This is a genomic window from Nocardia mikamii NBRC 108933, from assembly GCF_001613505.1.
GTDB classification, from domain to species: domain Bacteria; phylum Actinomycetota; class Actinomycetes; order Mycobacteriales; family Mycobacteriaceae; genus Nocardia; species Nocardia mikamii.
The window spans coordinates 508,041-530,256 of sequence record NZ_BDCM01000006.1; the positions used below are offsets into that span (position 1 = coordinate 508,041).

General features: G+C 68.5%; 20 protein-coding genes and 1 tRNA gene. 12 read left to right on the forward strand and 9 right to left on the reverse strand.

The genetic code is table 11. From position 1 onward, the window contains the following. Positions 1–13 precede the first annotated feature (13 nt). From NMI01S_RS09045 to NMI01S_RS09065, 5 genes are all read right to left on the reverse strand, one after another. The gene (locus NMI01S_RS09045) at positions 14–961 is read right to left on the reverse strand and encodes a Ppx/GppA phosphatase family protein (RefSeq protein WP_062995480.1); all 948 of its coding nucleotides are present in this window, start codon (positions 959–961) and stop codon (positions 14–16) included. Next, positions 954–1,547 carry a DUF501 domain-containing protein gene (locus NMI01S_RS09050; RefSeq protein ID WP_084512770.1) on the reverse strand — a complete coding sequence of 198 codons (594 nt, stop codon included), beginning with the start codon at positions 1,545–1,547 and terminating at the stop codon, positions 954–956. The genes NMI01S_RS09045 and NMI01S_RS09050 overlap by 8 nt, the downstream gene beginning before the upstream one ends. After that, a complete protein-coding gene (locus NMI01S_RS09055; protein ID WP_062995481.1) occupies positions 1,544–2,200 on the reverse strand; it encodes an FtsB family cell division protein in 657 nt (218 codons plus the stop codon). Before NMI01S_RS09055 ends, NMI01S_RS09050 begins: the two co-directional genes overlap by 4 nt. Positions 2,201–2,374: 174 nt before the next feature. Continuing rightward, complete coding sequence (eno, locus tag NMI01S_RS09060; protein WP_062995482.1) at positions 2,375–3,664, reverse strand: phosphopyruvate hydratase; 1,290 nt, start codon at positions 3,662–3,664, stop codon at positions 2,375–2,377. A gap of 161 nt (positions 3,665–3,825) precedes the next feature. Then, positions 3,826–4,563, reverse strand: a complete 738-nt coding sequence (locus tag NMI01S_RS09065) for a lytic transglycosylase domain-containing protein (protein WP_439956245.1) — start codon at positions 4,561–4,563, stop codon at positions 3,826–3,828. 225 nt (positions 4,564–4,788) lie between these two features. On the opposite strand from NMI01S_RS09065, the gene NMI01S_RS09070 reads away from it, so the two are divergent. The 7 genes from NMI01S_RS09070 to NMI01S_RS09100 all read left to right on the forward strand — a co-directional run bounded on the left by NMI01S_RS09070 (position 4,789) and on the right by NMI01S_RS09100 (position 11,884). Continuing rightward, positions 4,789–5,886, forward strand: a complete 1,098-nt coding sequence (locus NMI01S_RS09070) for a TauD/TfdA family dioxygenase (RefSeq protein ID WP_062995483.1) — start codon at positions 4,789–4,791, stop codon at positions 5,884–5,886. Positions 5,887–5,911: 25 nt separating this feature from the next. Next, complete coding sequence (locus NMI01S_RS09075) at positions 5,912–6,901, forward strand: ornithine cyclodeaminase family protein (protein WP_174554465.1); 990 nt, start codon at positions 5,912–5,914, stop codon at positions 6,899–6,901. Between the two features lie 187 nt (positions 6,902–7,088). Next, entirely contained in the window at positions 7,089–8,465 is a 1,377-nt protein-coding gene (locus NMI01S_RS09080) for a type III PLP-dependent enzyme domain-containing protein (RefSeq protein ID WP_218020946.1), read from the forward strand. Between the two features lie 34 nt (positions 8,466–8,499). Further along, positions 8,500–9,546: a PLP-dependent cysteine synthase family protein gene (locus NMI01S_RS09085; RefSeq protein ID WP_062995484.1), complete on the forward strand. Its 1,047-nt coding sequence runs from the start codon at positions 8,500–8,502 to the stop codon at positions 9,544–9,546. Positions 9,547–9,574: 28 nt separating this feature from the next. Then, the gene (locus NMI01S_RS09090; protein ID WP_062995485.1) at positions 9,575–10,969 is read left to right on the forward strand and encodes an MATE family efflux transporter; all 1,395 of its coding nucleotides are present in this window, start codon (positions 9,575–9,577) and stop codon (positions 10,967–10,969) included. A gap of 133 nt (positions 10,970–11,102) precedes the next feature. Continuing rightward, entirely contained in the window at positions 11,103–11,579 is a 477-nt protein-coding gene (locus tag NMI01S_RS09095; protein WP_039780672.1) for a pyridoxamine 5'-phosphate oxidase family protein, read from the forward strand. A gap of 5 nt (positions 11,580–11,584) precedes the next feature. Beyond that, the gene (locus tag NMI01S_RS09100) at positions 11,585–11,884 is read left to right on the forward strand and encodes an MTH1187 family thiamine-binding protein (RefSeq protein ID WP_062995486.1); all 300 of its coding nucleotides are present in this window, start codon (positions 11,585–11,587) and stop codon (positions 11,882–11,884) included. Between the two features lie 21 nt (positions 11,885–11,905). Here NMI01S_RS09100 and NMI01S_RS09105 read toward each other — a convergent pair whose 3' ends face one another. From NMI01S_RS09105 to NMI01S_RS09120, 4 genes are all read right to left on the reverse strand, one after another. Further along, positions 11,906–12,574, reverse strand: a complete 669-nt coding sequence (locus NMI01S_RS09105) for a nucleoside triphosphate pyrophosphohydrolase (RefSeq protein ID WP_084512826.1) — start codon at positions 12,572–12,574, stop codon at positions 11,906–11,908. A gap of 95 nt (positions 12,575–12,669) precedes the next feature. After that, positions 12,670–16,284, reverse strand: a complete 3,615-nt coding sequence (mfd, locus tag NMI01S_RS09110) for a transcription-repair coupling factor (protein WP_062995487.1) — start codon at positions 16,282–16,284, stop codon at positions 12,670–12,672. A gap of 113 nt (positions 16,285–16,397) precedes the next feature. Next, positions 16,398–17,045 carry a TetR family transcriptional regulator gene (locus NMI01S_RS09115; RefSeq protein WP_036505157.1) on the reverse strand — a complete coding sequence of 216 codons (648 nt, stop codon included), beginning with the start codon at positions 17,043–17,045 and terminating at the stop codon, positions 16,398–16,400. A 215-nt stretch (positions 17,046–17,260) separates the two neighbouring features. Continuing rightward, positions 17,261–17,914: a TetR/AcrR family transcriptional regulator gene (locus NMI01S_RS09120; protein WP_062995488.1), complete on the reverse strand. Its 654-nt coding sequence runs from the start codon at positions 17,912–17,914 to the stop codon at positions 17,261–17,263. A gap of 306 nt (positions 17,915–18,220) precedes the next feature. On the opposite strand from NMI01S_RS09120, the gene NMI01S_RS09125 reads away from it, so the two are divergent. The 5 genes from NMI01S_RS09125 to NMI01S_RS09145 all read left to right on the forward strand — a co-directional run bounded on the left by NMI01S_RS09125 (position 18,221) and on the right by NMI01S_RS09145 (position 22,205). Beyond that, a tRNA-Gln gene (locus NMI01S_RS09125) sits at positions 18,221–18,291 on the forward strand. A gap of 199 nt (positions 18,292–18,490) precedes the next feature. Further along, positions 18,491–19,981 (forward strand): bifunctional UDP-N-acetylglucosamine diphosphorylase/glucosamine-1-phosphate N-acetyltransferase GlmU, encoded by a 1,491-nt coding sequence (gene glmU / locus NMI01S_RS09130; RefSeq protein WP_062995489.1) that lies wholly within the window; start codon positions 18,491–18,493, stop codon positions 19,979–19,981. Beyond that, positions 19,978–20,958 (forward strand): ribose-phosphate diphosphokinase, encoded by a 981-nt coding sequence (locus tag NMI01S_RS09135; protein ID WP_030515237.1) that lies wholly within the window; start codon positions 19,978–19,980, stop codon positions 20,956–20,958. Before glmU ends, NMI01S_RS09135 begins: the two co-directional genes overlap by 4 nt. Before the next feature lie 235 nt (positions 20,959–21,193). Continuing rightward, on the forward strand, positions 21,194–21,508 hold the full coding sequence (locus NMI01S_RS09140) for a hypothetical protein (RefSeq protein WP_051025008.1): 315 nt from the start codon (positions 21,194–21,196) through the stop codon (positions 21,506–21,508). Between the two features lie 61 nt (positions 21,509–21,569). Then, positions 21,570–22,205, forward strand: a complete 636-nt coding sequence (locus tag NMI01S_RS09145; RefSeq protein ID WP_062995490.1) for a DUF2461 domain-containing protein — start codon at positions 21,570–21,572, stop codon at positions 22,203–22,205. The last annotated feature ends 11 nt before the right edge of the window (positions 22,206–22,216 follow it).

The following is a 22,216-nucleotide window of genomic DNA, read 5'->3' on the forward strand; positions in this document are numbered from 1 at the left end:
CGGGGAGCTCCCCTCAGGCGATCGAGAGCGCGATACCGTCGAGAATGTCGTGCTCGCTCACGATCAACTCGGCGATCCCCGCCCGGCGGGCCAGTTCGTCGGCCAGCACCTCGGTGATCACCGCGCCCCCGCCGATCACGTCGACCCGGCCCGGATGCATGGGACCGAGGGCGGCGCGTTCGTCGTGGTTCATCCTGATGAGGCGGTGGCAGACCTCGCGGAGCTGATCGAACGTGAGCCGGGTCAGATGCACCCGATCCGAATCGTATTCGGGCAGATCCAGCGCGACGGCGGCGATCGTGGTCATGGTGCCGGCCACACCGACCCAGGTGCGGGCCCGCTCGACCGGAACCACGCCGAATGCCTGGGCCAGCTGCTGCGAGGCGAAGAAACGCGCGGAGGCGACCTCCTCGCCGGTCGGCGGATTGCCGTGCAGGCAGCGTTCGGTGATCCGCACGCAGCCGATGTCGGCCGAGTAGGCATCCTGTACGCCGGAGCTGTCGCCGAGCACCACTTCGGTGGATCCGCCTCCGAGATCGACGACCACGAACGGCCCTTCGGCACTGGACAATTCGCCGACCGCGCCCGCGAACGAGAGCCGCGCCTCCTCGTCGCCGGTGATCACCTCGGCCTGGGCGCCGGGCACGACGCGGCCCAGTTCCACCCCGGTCATGGTGAAGAAGTCGTCGCGGTTGCGGGCGTCGCGGGTGGCGCTGGTGGCGACCATGCGCACCCGGCTCACTCCGGCATCGATCATGCGGTCGACGTAGTCGTGCAAGGCGACGCGGGTGCGTTCGATCGCCTCCGGATTCAGTTCGCCCGTGGCGTCGACGCCCTTGCCGAGCCGAACGATCCGCATCTCGCGGTGCACGTCGGTGAGGTGGCCGTCCGCGCCGACATCGGCGATCAGGAGCCGGATGGAATTGGTGCCGCAGTCGACGGCGGCAACCCGGTCACTCATCACTGTCTCCCGCATCGGTATTCGATTGATACTGCTCGTATTTCGGCCAGTCCTGCGGAATCGCGGTGCCGCGCAGTCCGGTATCGGCCGCCAGCGCGACCGCCTCGTCCCCGAGGGGATTCAGGCCCGGGCCCTTGGCCAGCGAATGCGCGATCAGCACGTGCAGGCATTTGACCCGCTCCGGCATCCCGCCACCGCTGAAATCCGTTCCCAGCGACTCGATTTCGTCGCGTTCGGACAGGTAGCTCTCGTGCGCGGCGCGGTAGGCGGCGGCCAGTTCCGGGTCGGCGGCCAGGCGTTCGGTCATCCCCCGCATCAGTCCGGCGGCCTCCTGGCGACTCGCCTCGGCGGTCAGGCGCGGATCGGTGAGGTAGTAGAGCGTGGGGAAGGGGGTGCCGTCGGGCAGCCGCGGCGCGGTCTTCACGACCGCCGGTTGGCCGTCGGGCGTGCGATAGGCGATGGCGAGGACCCCGCGCGGCTCTCGGCCGAGTTGACGGGCCACGATCTCGAGATCCGCCGCGGCGGGCGCACCCTGCTCGGCACGCGCCTCGCCGGACGAGGGCTCGGGCGTAGCGGGGTCGGTCACCGGGGTTCTCCTTCAGGATCGGGCGGGGGTGGTGGCGGAGGTGGTGGCGGCGGCGGGGGCGCCGGCGCGGGGATGGGCTGCGGGTTGGACATGCTGCGCCACAGCTGGGTGTACCAGGGGTCGGGGCGGCGGGCCTGACTCGTCGGCACCGGCACCGCGGGCTGTTCGATCCCGGGGACCTGCACGATGTATGCGGTGTCGCCCGGCATCACCAGCCGCAGCCGGTCGCGGGCCTCGGAGCGGATGTAGGCGGGATCTTGCTGCTGTGCGCGACGGTCGCGCAACCGCGTCAGATCGCTTTCCAGATCGCGGCGCTGTTCGGCCAGCTGCGCCGATTCCGAACGCTGGCTGAAGTAGGTGCGCATCGGCACGGCGAGCGTCAGCGCGAGCGCGCACAGCACCGCCGCCAGGATGACGGCCCGCCCGGTGGACAGCCCGAGAATCCGGCGATCGTGGCGATCCTCGGACTTCTTCGACTTCGCCCGCGTGGTGCGCGGCTCGGACTTCGTGCCGGCCGGACGTCGTTGCGCGGCCCGTTTGCCGGCGGGCGTGCGCGCGGAGCCGTTCGCGGACCGTTCGGGCCGGGGAGACCGCGTCGAGCGGCGGTCACCGCGTCCTGCCGGACTGGTACCGCGCGCCCGTCGCTCCGTCATCCCCACACCTCGAAATCGCCTGCCTCCGCAGCGGTGCTGCGAATCTGTGCAGCAGCGGTGCTGCAAATCCGTGCCGTAGCGGCGCTGCGATTCGACCGCACAGCGCAACGGTTTCGCGCGGTGACCGGCCGCTGTGTCGACCGGCCCCGCGCGCCACAACCGTTGACGAGGCTACTACCCCTCGAAGACGAACCGGGGGAATGCGACGTCACCGGCGTAGCGAGCCGAATCGCCGAGCGCGTCCTCGATGCGCAGCAGCTGGTTGTACTTGGCGACGCGCTCGCTGCGGGCGGGGGCACCGGTCTTGATCTGGCCGCTGCCGACCGCGACCGCCAGATCGGCGATGGTGGTGTCCTCGGTCTCGCCCGAACGGTGGCTCATCATGGTCTTGTAGCCGTTGCGGTGGGCCAGCTCGACCGCGTCCAGCGTCTCGGTGAGGGTGCCGATCTGGTTGACCTTCACCAGCAGCGCGTTGGCGGCGCCCTTGGCGATGCCGTCCTCGAGCCGCTCCGGGTTGGTGACGAACAGGTCGTCGCCGACCAGCTGGATCTTGTCGCCGATCAGATCGGTCAGCGCGACCCAGCCGTCCCAGTCGTCCTCCGACAGCGGGTCCTCGATCGAGACCAGCGGGTACGCGCCCAGCAGGTCGTTGTAGAACTCGGCCATCTGCTCGGCGGTGCGCTCGGCGCCCTCGAACTTGTAGCCCGTTCCGGCGGTGTAGAACTCGGTCGCGGCGACGTCGAGAGCCAGCGCGACATCGCTGCCGAGGTTGTAACCGGCCTTGCCGATCGCCGACGCGATCAGGTCCAGCGCCTCACGGGTGCCGCCGGACAGATCCGGCGCGAAACCGCCCTCGTCGCCGAGACCGGTGGACAGACCCTTGGACTTCAACTCGGCCTTGAGGGCGTGGTAGACCTCCGCGCCCCAGCGCAGCGCCTCGCGGAAGGTGGGCGCGCCGATCGGAGCGATCATGAATTCCTGCACGTCGACACTGGTGTCGGCGTGGGCGCCACCGTTGAGGATGTTCATCATGGGCACCGGCAGCACGTGCGCGTTCGGGCCGCCCAGATAGCGGAACAGCTCCAGCCCCGAGGATTCGGCGGCCGAGCGGGCCACGGCCAGCGACACACCCAGCAGCGCGTTGGCGCCGAGGCGGGACTTGTCCGGGGTGCCGTCCAGATCCAGCAGCACCTGGTCCACGGTGCGCTGCTCGACCGCGTCCAGGCCGATCACGGCCGGTGCGATTTCGTCCAGCACGCCCTCGACGGCCTTGCGGACACCCTTGCCGCCGTAGCGGTCGCCGCCGTCGCGCAGCTCCACGGCCTCGTGCTCGCCGGTGGAGGCGCCGGACGGCACCGCCGCGCGGGTCAGCGTGCCGTCGTCGAGAGCGATCTCGACCTCGACGGTGGGGTTACCGCGTGAATCCAGGATCTCGCGAGCTCCGACCTGTTCGATGATGGCCACGAAACGACACTCCTTCGGCTGCTGGCGATCAATTCAGGGCCCTGCCCACCGCCGTCCATGAGCAGGTCGCACGGCGGGCCCGTGCGTCTGCGAGCCTAATGGGTGCGGTCCGGGACGCACGACACAGGTGGGCGCGGTCACGGTCGTCGGGCACACGGGCGTCAGGCGCGACGGCCGACGCTGTAGGCCGCCGCCTTCGTCCGCACGGTCGCCATATAGGTAGTGGACTGGTTGTAGGTCAACACCGCCTTCTGCCAACCCTCCGGGGTGCGCAGATCACCGCCGCTGGCGCACAGGTAGCGCGCGGCGGTCAGCGAGGCGTCGTCGATGCTGTCCGGATCCGCGCGGCCGTCCCCGTTGGCATCCACACCCCAGTGCTGCCAGGTTTCGGGCAGGAATTGGAACGGCCCCTCGGCGCGCACGTAGACCGGAGCACCGGCGCGGGCGGTGGCTTCGTCGTCGAGAATCCTTGCGACACCGGGTGATCCGTCCAGCGGGATGCCTCGGATGGGCGGGCGGACCTCACCGTCGGCATCCAGGTCGGATCCGCCGTGGCGGCCGTGCTTGCTCTCCACCCGCGCGATGCCCGCGATCGTGGTCCAGCCGATTCCGCAGTCGGGACGCGATTGGGCCATGACCTCGGCCGCGTATCCATAGGCCTCGAGCGCGACCGTCGGAATGCCGAGCGCGTCCGACTGCCCTCGCGCCCAGTCACGCAACTGTTCGGCACTACGGCCGGGCGCATCGAGGTCGATCAGCGGAACCGGGCTGCCCGCACCGGGCGGGAAACCGTCCGGAATCGGGGGCAGGTTATCGGTTCCCGCACATCCGGACAGCAGTGCGACCGCCGCGACAGCGGCGAACGCGAGGGGCCGGAATCCGGGGATGGTCGAACGCACCTCTCCATCATCCAGATTCGCGCGCGGATGGCACGCACCGTGACGGTGCGCTCCACCCGACTCGGCATACGATCAGCTACCTTTCCTCGCAACCTTTCGATACCGAAACGCTATGTCCAACGGCGTACTTTAGGTAAGCCTTGCTTAAGATCAACGGAGCGACTAACTTCGCAGTCCGAGTCTTCACCACCTGCTTCATCCCCATTGCGAGGAAGGGAACTCCTGGTGAAAAACGTTCTCCGCGAACGTAAGACACCCCAGCACGAAGAAACCGAACCGATCGACCGCCGTACGCTTCCGCCCGAGGCCGCGGCGGCCGTGTTCTGCTCAGCCGAAGAGATCGCGATCACACTCGACCACACACCCGGCGGTTCTGCACCGGTCCGGCGCACCCTCTCCGATCCGGCCCTGATCCGGCTCGTCGACGCCTACGCCGCCGACCTTCCGGCGGCGGTGCGAACCGCGTTGCGACCGCCCGACACCGCCGCCGGCGCGACGATCATCGGCCGCCTGCCGGTGCGCGACGACGAGCTCGGCCCGACGCCGCCCGACTGGACCCATGCCGCCAGACCGGCGTGCCCGGCATCGTTTCGCCTGGATATCGCACTGTTACTGCTCGCCCGCTGCGCCGGCGAACCGTTCGGCTGGCAGGGCCAGCAGGGCGGACGGCTGGTCAACAACATCCTGCCCACGCCCGGTCACGAACACGAGCAGTCCGGCGCCAGCAGCACCACCCTGCTGAGCCCGCACACCGAGGACGCCTTCCATCCCGAACGCGCGCATCTGCTTCTGCTCGGTTGTCTGCGCAATCCCGATCGGGTCGGCACCACCGTGTCCTCGGTCCGCCAGGTGAGCCTGGACGCGGACGGGCGGCGGCGGCTTGCCGAACCGACGGTGCCGATCCTGCCCGACGTCTCCTACGGCGAGGATTTCAGCGGACATCGCCCCGCCCCGGTGGCCACCGTCGCCGCCGGTGACGGTGGGCCGACCCTGCGCTACGACCCCGCCTACACCCCGCTCGACGAGGCCGGCGCCGAATACCGTTGCGCCTACGCCGATCTCGGTACGGAATTGGAACGAGTCTGTCACCGTGCGGTGTTGGAGCCCGGCGAGTTGCTGCTGATGGACAATGATGTCGTCGTGCACGGCCGGGTTCCGTTCACGCCCCGATACGACGGGACCGACCGCTGGCTCAAACGGGTCAACATCCGGCTGGCACGCCGCCGCGCACCGGCCGAGGCCGGCGAAAGCGGATACGGGCAGCGGACGGTGCGGCCGTTCGCGCCCGACCCCGCTGCGGCACCGAAGATCTCGCACCGATGAACCGACCAGTGAACCGAGGAACGCAGTGAGCAGCCGCCCCACCCCGTTGCGCGTACTCAGCCGCAGCGATCTCGCCGATGTCCCGATCGCCCCCAACGAGGTGGTGCGCGCCGTCGAGGACGCCTATCTGGCCTTGGCACAGGGTGATTCGGACAACCCCCGCAAGCTGAGCGTGGCGCATCCGGACGGCTGGTCGGTGGCGTACGCGATGCTGGGGCGCGACGGCCGCCGCCGGGTGGTGGCGATGAAGACCTCGTACAAATTCGATCCGAGCCACGACCGCAGCACCAAGCGCTACTACACGACCATCACCCTCTACGACGACGCCACCGGCACGCCGATCGCGATGATGGACTGCGCGCGGGTGGGCGCACTGCGCACGCCGGCGGTGTCGGCGCTGCTGGTGCGCGAAACGGTGCGGCCGGGCGCGCGCAGCGTGCTGCTGATCGGCACCGGTACCCAGGGCCGAAACGCGCTGCCGCACTTGCTCGCCGCGAATCCGCAGCTGAACCGGCTGATGGTGTACGGCACCCACCCCGAAGGGCTGGAAGCGGTCGGCACCCACCTGCGCGCGCACGCGCCGCACCTGGATCTGGACGTGGTCGAGGATCCGCGCGCCGCGGCAGCGACGGCCGATGTGGTGCTCGCGACCGCCGGACCGGGCACGCGGGTCGCCCTCGAATCCGATGATCTGGCACCAGGTTCGGTGGCGGTGCTGGTCGGTTACGGACTGGCTCCTTCGACTCTCGCCGACGCCGACCGCGTGGTCGCCACCAGCGCCGAGCAGATGGCGTTGACCGGCACCGACATGGCGGGACCGGACGGGCGGCTGCGCTCGGTCGACGCCGAACTGCCGGCGATTCTGGGCCGCCGCGCGACCGCGCGCACCAGTGCCGAGGAGCGGCTGTTCGTCTACAACAGCGGCCTGGTCCTCACCGATATCGCCGTCGCGCACGCGCTGGCCGAACGCGCCATCGCCGAGGGCCGGGGCACGGAGGTGCCGCTGTGGGACTGACCGGGACGCACACCCCTGGCGCTACGCGGTCGTCCCGGCCGACCGCGAACCGGACGACGATCCGGCCGCCCACTACACCACGTGCGGGCCGACCGGCGACACCGCGGCGAGCGCGCCCATGGGGTATGCCCACTGCGCAAACAACTTTCGGTGACTCGAAGCGGTCGTCGGCCTCGGAGACGAGGCGGTGACCGCGAGCCGGAGTACGCAGGCGCCCAACGATACGTTGACCCCTCCTTCGATCACCGCGCCTCCCCTCCCCGCACACCGGGACGAGTGGGAGCGCCGGCTGCTGGCCGACACCTGTCTGCTCGACGACATCGCCTATGCGGTCGGCGGCCCGTTCCACGTGCTGTATCCGGAGCGAGTGGGCGTGAATATCGCCGGCTTCCGCGAGCAGTTCCGGCGCCACGGCGTGGACGGCGCGATCTATTACGGCAAGAAGGCCAACAAGTCCGCGGCCGTGGTGCGGGTCTGCGCCGAACACGGCGCCGGCGCCGATGTCGCCAGCGTCGGCGAGCTGAGTTCGGCTCTGGCGCACGGTATCCGGGGGCACGACCTGGTGGTGACCGGCCCCGCCAAATCCGATGAGCTGCTGTGGCTGGCCTCCCGGCACGGCGCTCTGATCGCCATCGACGAACCGGGTGAACTCGACCGGCTCGCCGGCCTCGGCGCCACCGCCCGGGTGCTGCTGCGGGTGCTGCCGCCGGATTCGAGCAGCCGATTCGGCATGACCGACATCGAGCTCGACACAGTGCTGCACCGCACCGATCCGGCGCCGATCAAGGTGGAGGGCTTCAGCTTTCACCTGACCGGCTACGACCCGATCGCCCGCTCGGAACTCGCCGCGGCGCTGGTCGACCGGTGCCTGCACGCCCGCGCCCTCGGGCATCCGGTCACCACCGTCTCCATCGGCGGCGGATTCGGTGTGGACTATCTGCCGGACACGGCCTGGCGCGCCTTCATCGAGGACCACGATCCGCACTGGTTCCACGCGGACAAGACCTTCGACTCGTACTATCCCTACCACCAGCGTCCCGCCGGACCGGCCGCGCTGGCCGCCGTCCTCGACCACGACGACCTGGCGAAAGTGTTACGCGCCCATGCCATCCGGCTCGCGATCGAACCCGGGCGCGCGCTGCTGGACCGCGCCGGAAGCACGGTGTTCCGCGTCCGAGGCGTGAAAACGCGCACGGCACAGTCACTTCCCTACCAGCTGCTCACCGTCGACGGCACCAGCCTGAGCCTGTCCGAGCAGTGGTTCGACAGTGAATACCTGCCCGATCCGGTGCTGTGGCCGATGCGGCCGGGTGCGGTGACCCCGGCCTGCGTCGGCGCGGCGACCTGCCTGGAATCGGACATGCTGAGCTGGCGGCGCATTCCACTGCCGCGGCCGGCGGTCATCGGCGATCTGCTCGTCTATCCGAATACCGCCGGTTATCAAATGGATTCGAACGAATCGTCGTTCCACGATCTCCCCCTCCCGCCGAAGGTGCTGCTGTCGAGCAGCCCGGACGCGGATCCGGCGCGGCCGCCGCGGCTGCGCTGGACGCTCGAACGCTGACTCCCCTTCCCATCACACTCCCGAGGAGACTCGCATGCCGATCGTCACGCGCGTGACGGACCTGATCGGAAACACTCCCCTGTTCGAGCTGGCCGTCACCGAGGGTGGCACCCGGCTGCTACTCAAACTCGAACAGTTCAATCCGACCGGCGCGGCGAAGATCCGGATGGCCCGCGAAATGGTGCTCGACGCCGAACGCCGAGGTTTGCTGAGAGATGGCGGGCATATTATCGAGTCCACATCCGGGAATACCGGACTGGGACTGGCGGTGGTCGCGGCCGAACGCGGCTATCGATTCACCGCGGTCGTGGACCACCACGCCTGTAAGGACAAACTGCGCGCGATGCGAGCCATGGGTGCCGACCTCGTCTATGTCGCCGCCGAGGGCGACGACAGCCTGGCCACCTCCGCCCGGGAGGACCTGGCCGAGGCGATGGCGGCCGCGCGGCCGGACGCCTACTTCACCGAACAGCACAACAACGAGGCCAATCCGGTCGGCTACTACGCGGTCGCGGAGGAGTTGCTGGCCGATCTCGGACATGTCGACATTCTGGTGTCCGCGGTCGGCACCGGCGGATCGCTGTTCGGCACGGCGCGGCGGCTGCGCGACCTGGGCCGTCCCGCGCGGGTGATCGGCGTCGAACCGGTCGGGTCGATCGCGTTCGGCGGGCCGGGCGGACCGTACTGGCAGTCGGGCACCGGCACCCCGCCCGGCGCGACCGTCGGTACGGCCGTGGACTACTCGCTGCTGGACGAGGGAGTCACCGTCTCGGATGTGGACGCCTTCGCCACCGCCCGCGCGGTCGCACAGCGTTCCGGTCTGCTGATCGGCGGGTCTGCGGGCGGTTCGGTGTACGTGGCGCTGCAACGACTCGAGGAATTCGAACCGGGCTCGACGATCGTCACCATCGTTTGCGACGGCGGGGAGAAGTACCTCGACACGGTCTTCGACGACGAATGGATGAGCGACCGCGATCTGCTCGACCGCGCCGCCGAGCACGCGGTCACCGACCTGCTGGACCGCTACGCGCCCGCGGCCCCCGCGGTGTCCGAGACACGAAATCTGGTGGGGGCCCGATGAATCCGGCCGTTGTCGCGGAGGCCAGGGCGTGACCGCCGTCGCACCCCGCGGCGACGGACGCCGGCTGACGGCGCTCGCGACGCCCATCGCGCTGACCCAGCTGGCCCAGGTCGCGATCTCCACCACCAATATCGCGCTGATGGGCAGCCTCGGCGTCGACCAGGTGGCGGCCGGCGGGCTGGCGCTGGTGCTGTTCAATCAGATTCGCACCATGTGCGTCGGGTTGATCACCGCCAGTGGCAATCAGGTGGCAACCGTGGTGAGCCGGGCCGAAAAGCAGCGCCGCGACCCCGAGCACGAGATCCGCGACGTGGTCCGATCGAGCTTCCTCATCGCCACGGCAGCAGGGGTGGTCGGCGGTCTGATCCTGGTCGGCCTCGGCTGGTCGCTGCAATGGCTCGGCCAGGACGCGGCGGTGCTGGCCGAAGCGCGGCCGATGATGGTGGCGCTCGCCCCGGGTCTGCTGCCCTGCCTGTGGTTCCAGGTGCTGCGCCAATACACCGTCGGCATGCAACGGCCGCAGGCGCTGCTGGTGGTGACGCTCGGCTCGGTGGCCGTCAACGCGGTGGTCGCGCTGGCCCTGATCCACGGCTGGGCCGGGCTGCCCGCCCTGGGCCTGACCGGTGTCGGCGTGGCATCCTCGGTCGTCTTCCTCGTCACCTTCGCGGTGTTCTGGGTGATGGTGCGCCGTGACGCGGCGCTGGGGCCGACGCTGCCGGTGCGGATGTGGCCGGTACGGCGGCGAACGGTCACCGCGGAACTGCGGCTCGGCGCACCGATCGCGCTCACCTACGGCTCCGAGGCCGGCATGTTCTCGGTGCTGGCCCTCGCGATGGGCACGCTCGGCCCGGCGGCGCTGGCCGCGCACAACGTGGTGTATCAGCTCGTCTACATCGTGTTCCAGGTCGCGGTGGGGCTCTCGCACGGGGTCTCGATCCTGGTGAGCCGGGCCGTGGCTCGCGAGGAGTTCCGCCGCGCCCAGAACCTGGCCTGGCTGGCGTTGCGGCAGGCGGCCGTGGTGGCCGCGGTCGTCGGCGTGCTGTACGTCGCGGCGCCCGATCTGGTGTTGCGGCCGTTTCTCGCGGGCCGCGACGGCGCCACCGTCGCGCTCGCGCACAGCCTGCTGCTGATCGCCATCGTCGGGCAGTTCTTCGATGCCGCGCAGAACATCGGCAACGGGCTGCTGCGAGGGATCAAGGACACACGGGCCGGATTCCGGTTGTCGCTGGTGGGTTATTGGATCGTCGGTCTGCCGGCCGCGTTGCTGCTCGCCTTCCCGCTGGGTCTGGGGGCGAGCGGCGTCTGGTGGGGTCTGACCGCGGGCCTGGCCGCGACGGCGGCGCTGATGCTGCGGCGCTATTTCTCGCTGCTGCACCACCACCGGGCCGCCGAACCCCGCCAATTGGCCGACAGCCTCAACTGAACCGTCCGCACCCCTACCACCAGCGCAGTTCACGTCGACGGCTCGCACCCCAGCAAGTAAGCGGCACAACGGTTTACACTGGGGTGCCAGTCGCGGCCGACGCCGCCGCGTGAGCCGACCGTGAGGTGACGAGATGGTAGCCAGCGCCGGAGAACGTCAACAGCCCGCGACCGAGCATCCCGAACTGGACGTCCTGCCGACCTGGCCGCTGGACACCATCGCCGTCCTGGTGACCACCGATCCGTCGCCGCACGCGATTCCCGTGAGCTGGCCGGTGCGTGCCGACGATCGGCGAATCCTGTTGAGTCTCAAGTTCGATCGCGGTTCGCTGGCGCGGCTGCGCAAACGTCCCGATGTCGCGCTGCTGATCCTCGGTGGCGGCAATGTGGCGCTGTGCGCCCGCGGTCGCGCGCGCGTCATCGCCGATCCGATGCCCGGCGCCGAGGACTATGTGGCAGTCGCCATCGATGTCGAGGTGATCGACGACCACCGCCAGGGCGCGTTCGAGGTCGAGGCGGGCATTCAGCGCACGGTCCTCGACGAACCGGAACTCGAATACCTCCGCTCGCGTGTCGCCACCCTGCAGGAGATGGTCGACGCGAAGAATTGACCCCCATGATCGCCGCCTTCTCGGTCACCCCGCTCGGCACCGGCGCCGATGTGGGACGCGCCGTCGCCGAAGCCGTCCGCATCGTCCGCGCCAGCGGGCTGCCGAACGAAACCAACGCCATGTTCACCACACTCGAGGGCGAATGGGACGAGGTGATGGGGGTGATCAAACAGGCCTCCGACGCCATCCTCGCGGTCGCGCCGCGCTGTAGCCTGGTGATCAAGGCCGACATCCGCCCGGGCGTTACCGGCGCACTGACGTCGAAAGTCGAGACCGTCGAACGCTATCTCGCGCAGGAGTCCTGACCCGGCAGACGGTGCGCCCTCTCACGGACGGCGCTGCCGCTCCCCCAGCGAGTCGGCGAAGGTCTCCCAGTGGGCGCGCCACTGCCCGGGTCCCAGCGGTCCGCGTTCGCCGCGGGACCGCTCGGCCGCATCCTCGGCGGCCCGGATTCGCGCCGCGAAGTCGAGCGCGGCCTTGCGCAACCGCTCCTCGGCACTGTCCGGTCCACCCAGGTGAACAACCCGCAGTTCGTCCGGAACCAGATCCTCGGGTAATCCCGCCTTCGCGCTGCGGGAGCGAATCTTCTCCGCCAGCGCCAGCGCGGGCTGCGCCATCGCGATCCCGTCCAGGCAGGAGCGGCGCGCCTTCTCGGCGAGTTTGCGTTCCTCCCAGGCTCGTTCCTGCGCGGCGACCTTCGCGGCCACGTCCGCTCCGGCGTCCACCGCCGGATCGGACAGATGCGGACTGCGGTGCACCAGTTTGGTGACCAGCGCGGCGGCCACGTCGTCGACGGTGAATTCGCCCGCGGCCTCGGCGATCCGGGAATGGAACAATACCTGTAACAGCAGGTCGCCGAGTTCCTCCTTGATCGTCTCCGCATCACCGTGCTGGATGGCGTCGAGGAGTTCGTAGGTCTCCTCCAGCAGATACGGCCGCAGCGAATCGTGAGTCTGGGTGACCTCCCAGCCGCCGAAATTCCACAGCCGGTCCATGACTTCGACGGCCTCGGTCAGGCCGTGCGCGACCCGTGCGGAATCAGCCGCGGCGTCGTCGGTTCCACCCGACGGGCGCGCACCCCGGTCCTCGCTCACCCGACCGCGACCTCCGCGCGCACCGCGAGATCGACCATGCCCTTCGGCTTCCCGTCCAGCGCCAGCAGCAGATCGGCGACGAACTGCAACAACCGCACATCGCGCACCCGCGCCGCGCCGACGCTGTCCTCCACCCGGGGCAGCGGTAGTTGCACGATGCCGGTGGTGGGGCGATAGCTCGCACTGGGATACAGCCGCTTGAGCCGCATCTGCTTCGAATCGGGCAGTTGCAGCGGTGACACCTTCAGCGTGGTGCCGGTGACGCCGACCTCCTGGATGCCGTACTCGCGGCACAACAGTCGCAACTTCGCGACCGACACCAACCGGCCGACCTCCACCGGCAGCGGGCCGTACCGATCGACGAGCTCCTCCACCACGGCGGCGAGCGCCGAATCATCCTGTGCCGCAGCCAGTTTGCGGTAGGCCTCCAGCCGCAGCCGGTCGCTGGCGATGTAGTCGGGCGGAATGTGCGCATCCACCGGCAGGTCGATCCGCACCTCCTTGACCTCTTCCTCGGTCGTGATCGGGCGGCCGTCGGCGGCGGCGCGATAGGCCTCCACCGCCTCACCGACCAGTCGCACATACAGATCGAAGCCGACGCCGGCGACATGGCCGGACTGCTCAGCGCCGAGAACGTTTCCGGCGCCGCGGATTTCGAGGTCCTTCATCGCCACGGCCATACCGGCGCCGAGATCGGAGTTCTGGGAGATGGTGGCCAGGCGGTCGTAGGCCGTTTCGGTGAGCGGCTTCTCGGCCGGATACAGGAAGTAGGCGTATCCGCGTTCCCGGCTGCGCCCGACCCGGCCGCGCAGCTGGTGCAGCTGCGAAAGTCCCAGCGCGTCGGCCCGTTCGACGATCAGCGTATTGGCGTTGGAGATGTCCAGACCGGTTTCGATGATCGTGGTGCACACCAGGACGTCGAATTCACGCTCCCAGAAGCCCTGCACGGTCTTCTCCAGCGTGTCCTCGTTCATCTGGCCGTGCGCCACCGCGACCCGCGCCTCGGGCACCAGATCGCGAATCCGCTTGGCGGCCTTGTCGATCGAGGACACGCGGTTGTGCACGTAGAAGACCTGGCCGTCGCGCAACAGTTCGCGGCGCACGGCCGCGGCGACCTGTTTGTCGTTGTAGCCGCCGACATAGGTCAGGACGGGGTGACGCTCCTCGGGCGGGGTGAGGATGGTCGACATCTCCCGGATCCCGGCCAGGCTCATCTCCAGGGTGCGCGGAATCGGCGTGGCCGACATGGTCAGCACGTCGACGTGGGTGCGCAGCGCCTTGATGTGTTCCTTGTGCTCGACGCCGAACCGCTGTTCCTCGTCGATGATCACGAGGCCGAGTTCCTTCCACCGCAGACCGGTCTGCAGCAGCCGGTGTGTACCGACCACGATGTCGACCTCACCGGTGGCCATACCGTCGATCACCGCGCGCGATTCGGCCGGATCGGTGAAGCGCGACAAGCCCTTCACCGTGACCGGGAAGCCAGCGACGCGTTCGGTGAAGGTCTGCAGATGTTGCTGTGCCAGCAGCGTGGTCGGCACCAGCACCGCGACCTGCTTACCGTCCTGCACCGCCTTGAACGCCGCCCGCACCGCGATCTCGGTCTTGCCGTAACCGACGTCGCCGCAGATCACCCGGTCCATCGGCACCGGGCGTTCCATATCGGCCTTCACCTCGGCGATGGCGGTGAGCTGATCGTGGGTCTCGGTGAACGCGAAGGCGTCCTCCATCTCCTGCTGCCACGGCGTATCGGAGGCGAACGCATGACCGGGCGCGGCCTGGCGCGCGGCATACAACTGCACGAGCTCGGTGGCGATCTCGCGAACGGCCTTGCGCGCCTTGCGTTTCGTATTCGCCCAGTCGGATCCGCCGAGTTTGGACAGACTCGGCATCTCCCCGCCCACGTAGCGGGAGAGCTGATCCAGCGAGTCCATCGGAACGTACAACCGGTCACCGGGCTGGCCGCGCTTACTGGGCGCGTACTCGATGACCAGGTATTCGCGCCGCGCGCCGCCGACGGTGCGTTCGATCATCTCCACGAACCGGCCGATGCCGTGCTGATCGTGCACGACCATATCGCCGGAACTCAACGCCAGCGGATCGACCTGATTGCGCCGGCGAGCGGGAAGTTTCTTTCCCTCACCGGGCGCGGTGACGCGGTTGCCGGTCAGATCGGATTCGGCGATGACGACCAGTTTCGCGTCGTCGAACACGATGCCGTCGTGCAGCGAACCGCACAGCACACCCACCAGCCCACGCACCGGGTCGGCGCCCGGCTCGAGCGCCGCGGCCGGAACCTCGGCGTCGGCGAGCCGCTCCTGAATGCGTTGTGCCGTACCGTGTCCCGCGACCACGATGACCGCGCGTCCACCGGTGGTGACATGCGCGCGCAGCGAGGCGAAGACGGTCGCGACCAGTTCCTCCGAGCCGCGGGCCGCCGGCGCCGACAACACGGGCAGCACGACTTCCGCGGGATCGTCGGCGGCCAGCGGGCTCAGCGTCCACCACGGCAATCCGCGCGACTCCGCATCGGCCCGCACGACGTCCAGACCGCGATACGCCGAGGACGCCAGATCCAGACCGTGCGCGCCCAACGGAGCCGCACCGCCGAAGGAGGCGGCCGTCCACGACGCCTCGAGGAATTCCTGGCCGGTGCGGACCAGGTCGGCGGCGCGGGTGCGGATCTTCTCCGGATCGCACAGCAGCACATGCGATTGGGTCGGCACCACATCGGTGAGCAACTGCAGCTCACCCGGCCGCAGCACCGGCAGCAGCGCCTCCATCCCCTCCACCGGAATGCCCTGCGCCAGCTTCTCCAGCATTTCGACCAGCGCCGCGTCGGCCGGGTTGTCGGCGGCCACCTTCGCCGCGGATTCGCGCAGTTCCTCGGTCAGCAGCAGTTCCCGGCAGGGCTGCGCCACAACGAGATCCACCTCGACCTCGGTGAGTGAACGCTGATCGGCGACGGAGAACGCGCGCAGTTCACTGATTTCGTCACCCCAGAATTCCACGCGCACCGGGTGATCGGCGGTGGGCGGGAAGATGTCGAGAATGCCGCCGCGCACCGCGAATTCGCCGCGCTTGCCGACCATATCGGCGCGCTCGTACGCGAATTCGACCAGCCGCGTGGTCAATTCGTCGAAATCGAATTCGGCGCCGACGCGCAGCACGATGGGTTCGATCTCGCCCAGCCCCGGGGCCATCGGCTGCATCAGCGACCGGACCGTGGTCACCACCACCTGCAGCGGTTCCGGATGGCCCGGATCCTCCGGATGCGCCAGCCGGCGCAACACCTGCAACCGCCGGCCCACGGTGTCGGCACTGGGCGACAGCCGCTCGTGCGGCAGCGTCTCCCAGGACGGGAACAGCGCGACCCGATCGCCGATGATCTCGCTCAGTTCGACGGTCAGATCGTCGGCCTCCCGCCCGGTGGCGGTCACCACCACCAGCGGCCGCGCGGCCGCGACGGTCGCCGCCACGAACGGCCGGATCGCCGAAGGCGCGACCAGCTGCACCGAGGAACGCCCGATCAGGTCCCGAACCTGGCTCAGCGCGGCATCGGCACCGGCCACCTCGGCCAGTCCCGCAAGAGGTGGGCGATGGCTCGGCATGAAAGAAACTCCCGCTGCACAGATCGGCGATTTTCAGAGCGACCAATCGAGTCTAGTCACGCGAATGTGCCGCCGGCACGGTGGTCCCCGCCGCAGCGAAGCGGAGTTCAAAATTACGGCACGTAGCGACGCAACCGCCGCGCGGCGAACTCCCGGAAGTATGCCACCTTCTCGTCCGGCACGATCGAGGGCAGCAGGAAGTACCACATGCGTTCCATGCGCACCGCCATCTGGTCGATGGATTCGGTACCGACGGCGGTGATGTGGACTCCGGAGGTCATCTCCTGCAGGAGAAGACCGATGGTTTCGGGGTCCAGGTCGGGTTTGAGGTCGCCCTGGGCGATGGCCCGCTCGGCGAGCAGGATCTGGGTTTCCCCCCAGGTCTTGGTGATGTTCTCGCCGGAGGCGCCGCGGTAGTCGCCGATCTGGTGGGTGAGTTTGAGCATCGCGCCGACCATCGGATCGTTCATGGTGAGGTCGGCGACGACGTAGGTGATGCCGATGGCGGCTTCGAGGGCGGGGACGCGCGGGTCGAAGAAGCCCTGACAGGCGCCGCGCAGTCGTTCGTTGCCCTGGTCGACCACGGCGCGCGCCAGTTCTTCCTTGGATCCGAAGTGGAAGTACAGTGCGCCCTTGGTGACGTTGGATTGCGAGATGATCTCGCTGAGGCTCGCATTCGCGTAGCCGAGTCGCAGAAAGACGTCGGCCGCGCCCGCCAGCACCGAATCGCGGGTGATTTCCGCACGCGCTTGCCTAGCCATCAGATCCGCCTGTCCTCAAACCAGCCATCCTGAAGTAGACCGATATCCCGAAGTTGACCGACATCACAGCTCGAACAGCACTTGAAGGATGGGGGAACCGTACCATCCGACCGGCCGTCGCCAGCGGAATCGAGCATTAAGACCAGTCTCCTTCGCAAACATTGGGCTAACCGTCCAGTTCGGTCCCCTATTGCCCCCAACATCGCCATCGCGAGTCAGCCGGGTGTCGTGCTCGGCCATTCGGAGCCCAGCTGCGGGTCGGCCTCGAGGTGGGTGAGCCCGTTCCAGCACAGATTGACCAGATGCGCGGCGACCACCTCCTTGGACGGTTGCCGCTCGTCGAGCCACCAGGTGGCGGCGGTGGCGACCATGCCGACCAGGGCTTGCGCGTAGAGGGTGGCGAGACTGGTGTCGAAGCCGCGGCGCTCGAAATCGCCGGCGAGGATGTGCGCGACCTGGTTGACCGCCTCGTTCAGCAGGCTCGAATAGGTACCGGCGGCCGCCGAGGCGGGTTGATCGCGCATCAGGATGCGGAAACCGTCGGTGCGTTCCTCGATATAGGTCAGCAGCGCGAGGGCGACCTGTTCCAGCCGGACGCGGGAGCGGTTCTGGGTCAGCGACGAGGTGATCATGTCCAGCAGCGTCGACATCTCGCGGTCGACGACCACCGCGTAGAGGCCTTCTTTACCGCCGAAGTGTTCGTACACAACGGGTTTCGACACCTGGGCCCGCTGGGCGATCTCCTCGATGGACGTGGCGTCGTATCCTCGTTCGGCGAACAGCGTCCGGCCGATCTCGATCAACTGCTGCCGCCGCTGTGTTCCGGTCATCCGCGGGCGCGGCGCCCGAGTCGCATCACCCGAAGTCATCTCCCCCGCCTCTCTCCCCCGCCTCTCCGGGAATCTTGCCGGTCGTAGGTGCCTGGAGATTTCTCGGCCGGGCTGGCGGTCGGCGACGACCCGAGGTCAGGGCGTGCCCGACGAGTTACCCATGTGCTGTCGAAATCAGATGTTGCGTTGCGCAAATTTACCCGACCGCGACCGGGCCCTCTCGCAGACCCGCGACCCGCGCGGGAAAATCTGCCCGCAATTCGCGGAGATGCGGGGAAACGTGCGAGGATATTGCGCGCATGCCGTGGCGTAGCGGTGGGCCCGTCGGGTTCATCGGTGCGACGATCCGCCGTAGTGTAATGGCAGCACCACTGATTTTGGTTCAGTTAGTTCAGGTTCGAGTCCTGGCGGCGGAGCTGGCGATGGGGCTGTGACCTGCGTGAATATCGGGCGAAGCCCCGAGCCGGCGCTCAGGCCCGGGTGGACTAGGGTGTGGGCGGACGGCCAGCCGCCGAGCCCGCCGCAGACCGAACCTGCGAAGGCCGGCGCAGGCAGAGTCAGCCGCAGGCCGAAGACAGCGCAGACCAGCACGATGAAGGCAGCCGAGGGAGATCCATGCCACAGCAGACCGCCGTCGTCGTTCTTGCCGCCGGTGCCGGAACTCGAATGCGGTCCAAGACACCGAAAGTGCTGCATTCGCTCGCCGGGCGCAGCATGCTCGAGCACGCCCTGCACGCGGCGAACGAGATCGACCCCACCGACCTGATCACGGTGATCGGCCACGACCGCGAACAGGTCGGCGCCGCGGTGAATTCCGTTGCGGCAGAGCTGGGTCGCGAGATCACCTCGGCGGTACAGGAACAGCAGCTGGGTACCGGGCACGCGGTGCAGTGCGCCCTGTCGGCACTGCCCGCGGACTTCACCGGGGACCTGCTGGTGACCTCCGCCGATGTGCCGCTGCTGGACGGGCACACCCTCTCGGCACTGCTGGACGAGCATCGCAGTTATCAACCGCGGTCCGCGGTCACGGTTTTGACCTTCGTCCCCGAGGATCCGAACGGTTACGGCCGGATCGTGCGCGATCCCGACGGCGGCGTCCTCGAGATCGTCGAACATGCCGATGCCACCCCGGAGCAGGCGGCTATCAACGAAGTCAATTCCGGCGTCTACGTTTTCGACGTCACCGTGCTGCGGACGATGATCAGCCGGCTGACGACCGCCAACGCCCAGCACGAGCTGTATCTGACCGATGTCCTGAAGCTGGCGCGCGAGGCCGGCCATCCGGTGCACGGCGCGCGCCTGGTCGATGCCGCCAAGGTCACCGGCGTCAACGATCGGGTGCAGATGGCTCAGGCGGCCCGCACCCTGAACCGCTACATCCTCGAGCGCCATATGCGCGCCGGAGTCACCGTCATCGATCCGGCCACCACCTGGGTGGACGCGAGTGTGCGCATCGGCCGCGACGCGGTGCTGCGCCCCGGCGTACAGCTGCTCGGCAACACCGTGATCGGCGAGGATGCCGAGGTAGGACCCGATTCGACCCTGACCGATGTGCTCGTCGGCGAGGGCGCGAAAGTGGTCCGAACCCACGGCGAGGGCGCCACCATCGCCGCCGCCGCCACAATCGGGCCGTTCGCCTATTTGCGACCGGGGACGATCGTCGGCGAATCCGGCAAGATCGGCGCATTCGTGGAGACCAAGAACGCCTCGATCGGCTCGCATTCGAAGGTCCCCCACCTGACCTACGTCGGCGACGCCACGATCGGCGAGTACAGCAACATCGGCGCATCGAGCGTGTTCGTCAACTACGACGGAGTGAAGAAACACCACACCGTCGTCGGTTCGCATGTGCGCACCGGCAGCGACACGATGTTCGTCGCGCCGGTGACCGTGGGCGATGGCGCGTATTCGGCAGCGGGTACTGTGCTGCGTAGAAACGTTCCGCCGGGAGCGCTGGCGGTATCCGGCGGGGCGCAGAAGAACATTGAGGGCTGGGTGCAGCGGTATCGTCCCGGGACGGCCGCGGCGCAGGCGGCGGCGGAGGCGATCTCGGCCGACGACAGAGCGAGTCAGGCAACCGAGCAAAAGGATGGCAACACAGAGTGACCGCGTTCTCCACCGATAACCAGAAGAACCTGATGCTGTTCTCGGGGCGCGCTCACCCCGAGCTGGCCGAGCAGGTCGCGAAGGAACTCGACGTCGCGATCACGCCGCAAACCGCCCGCGAGTTCGCCAACGGCGAGATCTTCGTTCGCTTCGAAGAATCGGTGCGCGGCTCCGATGCCTTTGTGCTGCAGAGCTTTCCGGCTCCGCTGAACCAGTGGCTGATGGAACAGCTCATCATGATCGATGCGCTCAAGCGCGGTTCGGCCAAGCGGATCACCGCCGTCCTGCCGTTCTACCCCTACGCCCGCCAGGACAAGAAGCACCGCGGTCGCGAGCCCATCTCCGCCCGCCTGGTCGCCGATCTGCTCAAGACCGCCGGCGCGGATCGCATCATCACCGTCGACCTGCACACCGATCAGATCCAGGGCTTCTTCGACGGCCCGGTGGACCACATGCACGCCCTGGTCCAGCTGTCGGAGTACGTGCGCAACCACTACAGCACCGAGAACGTCACCATCGTCTCCCCCGACGCCGGTCGCGTGAAAGTGGCCGAGAAGTGGGCCGACGCACTCGGTGGCGCGCCGGTGGCGTTCATCCACAAGACCCGCGACCCGCTGGTGCCGAACCAGGTCAAATCGCATCGTCCCGTCGGTGACGTCGCGGGCCGCACCTGCATCCTGATCGACGACATGATCGACACCGGTGGCACCATCGCCGAGGCCGTGCGCGTGCTGCGCGAGGCCGGGGCCGGCGATGTGGTCATCGCCGCCACCCACGGCGTGCTGTCCTCCCCCGCGGCCGAGCGCCTCGCCTCCTGCGGCGCCAAGGAAGTCATCGTCACCAACACCCTGCCGATCACCGAGGACAAGAAGTTCCCCTCGCTGACCGTGCTGTCGATCGCCCCGCTGCTGGCGCGGACGATCCGCGAGGTCTTCGAGAACGGATCGGTCACCGGCCTGTTCAACGGCTCCGCGTAGGAGTAAAGCCTCGTCACTACCGCGGAGCTGCGCTCGAGTGGAGAATGGGGGCAGGTGGACCTGGTCCTCGCGAAGGAAGCCGACGTATCGACTGATTTCGCGAGGACATGGGTAACTCACCGGGTACGCCCACAACTTCATAACGTCGTGAGGTGAGACCGACTGCCGAGTCGAGTGGCTCTCACGGCACGCAAAATCCCCGGAGAGGCGGGGAGCCTGCGAGAGAGGTGGGCTGATGGCCGACGACGACACTTACCCGTTGATGGACGAGGTGTTCGAGATGGGCGATGACGAGCGCGAAGACCTGGACTACGACCTCGGTGACGATGAACAGGCCGACGAGATCCGCGAATATCAGCGCTACATCGACGATCCGCCCGCCGATCTGGAAATCCGGTATCACGAGAACGACGACGACGGCCGCCTCGGGATCCGCAGCGAGCTGGACCAGGAATGGACGCGCCGCCGGCATCGTCAGGAATTGCGCGACGAGGACGAGCGGCCCGCCGAAGTCGCCGCCATCGAGGTGGTCGACGAACCGGGCGACTGACCGGCGGCCGGTCGGGCCGGGCGCCGCGGGACATGTCCGCGGTGGTCGCTAAGTTGGCGGTATGAGCGGATTCGCGGGGTTCCCGTTCGCCGGACTCGACTTCTACGAGGATCTGGAAGCCGACAACTCGAAGGCTTTCTGGACCGCCAACAAGCACGTCTACGAGCAGTCCGTGCGGGCGCCGATGGTGGCGCTGACCACTGAACTGGAGAACGACTTCGGACCGGCGAAGATCTTCCGGCCTTATCGCGATGTGCGGTTCTCCAAGAACAAGGCGCCCTACAAGGACCATCAGGGCGCGGTGGTCCGGACCGCCCCGGGAGCGGGGTGGTACGTCCAGATCGGCGCGCCCGGACTGTATGTGGCCGGTGGGGTGTACGCACCGACACCCGAGCAGCTCGCGCGGCTGCGCACGACCATCGACGACGAGGTACGCGGTCACGAACTGCGGGCGCTGCTCGACGGTGTGGCGGCGGCCGGCTACGTGATCGGCGGGGAGCAACTGAAGACCCGGCCCAAGGGTTTCCCCGCCGACCATCCACGCATCGACCTGCTGCGCCACAAATCCCTGGTGATTCACAAGGACTTCGGCGCACCGCCCTGGCTGGAAACACCACGCGCCGCCACCGAGGTCCGGGCCGCCTGGGAGGACCTGCGGCCCGTCGTCGAGTGGCTGGCCGCGGTCATCGGCAACTGACCTCGGCGGAA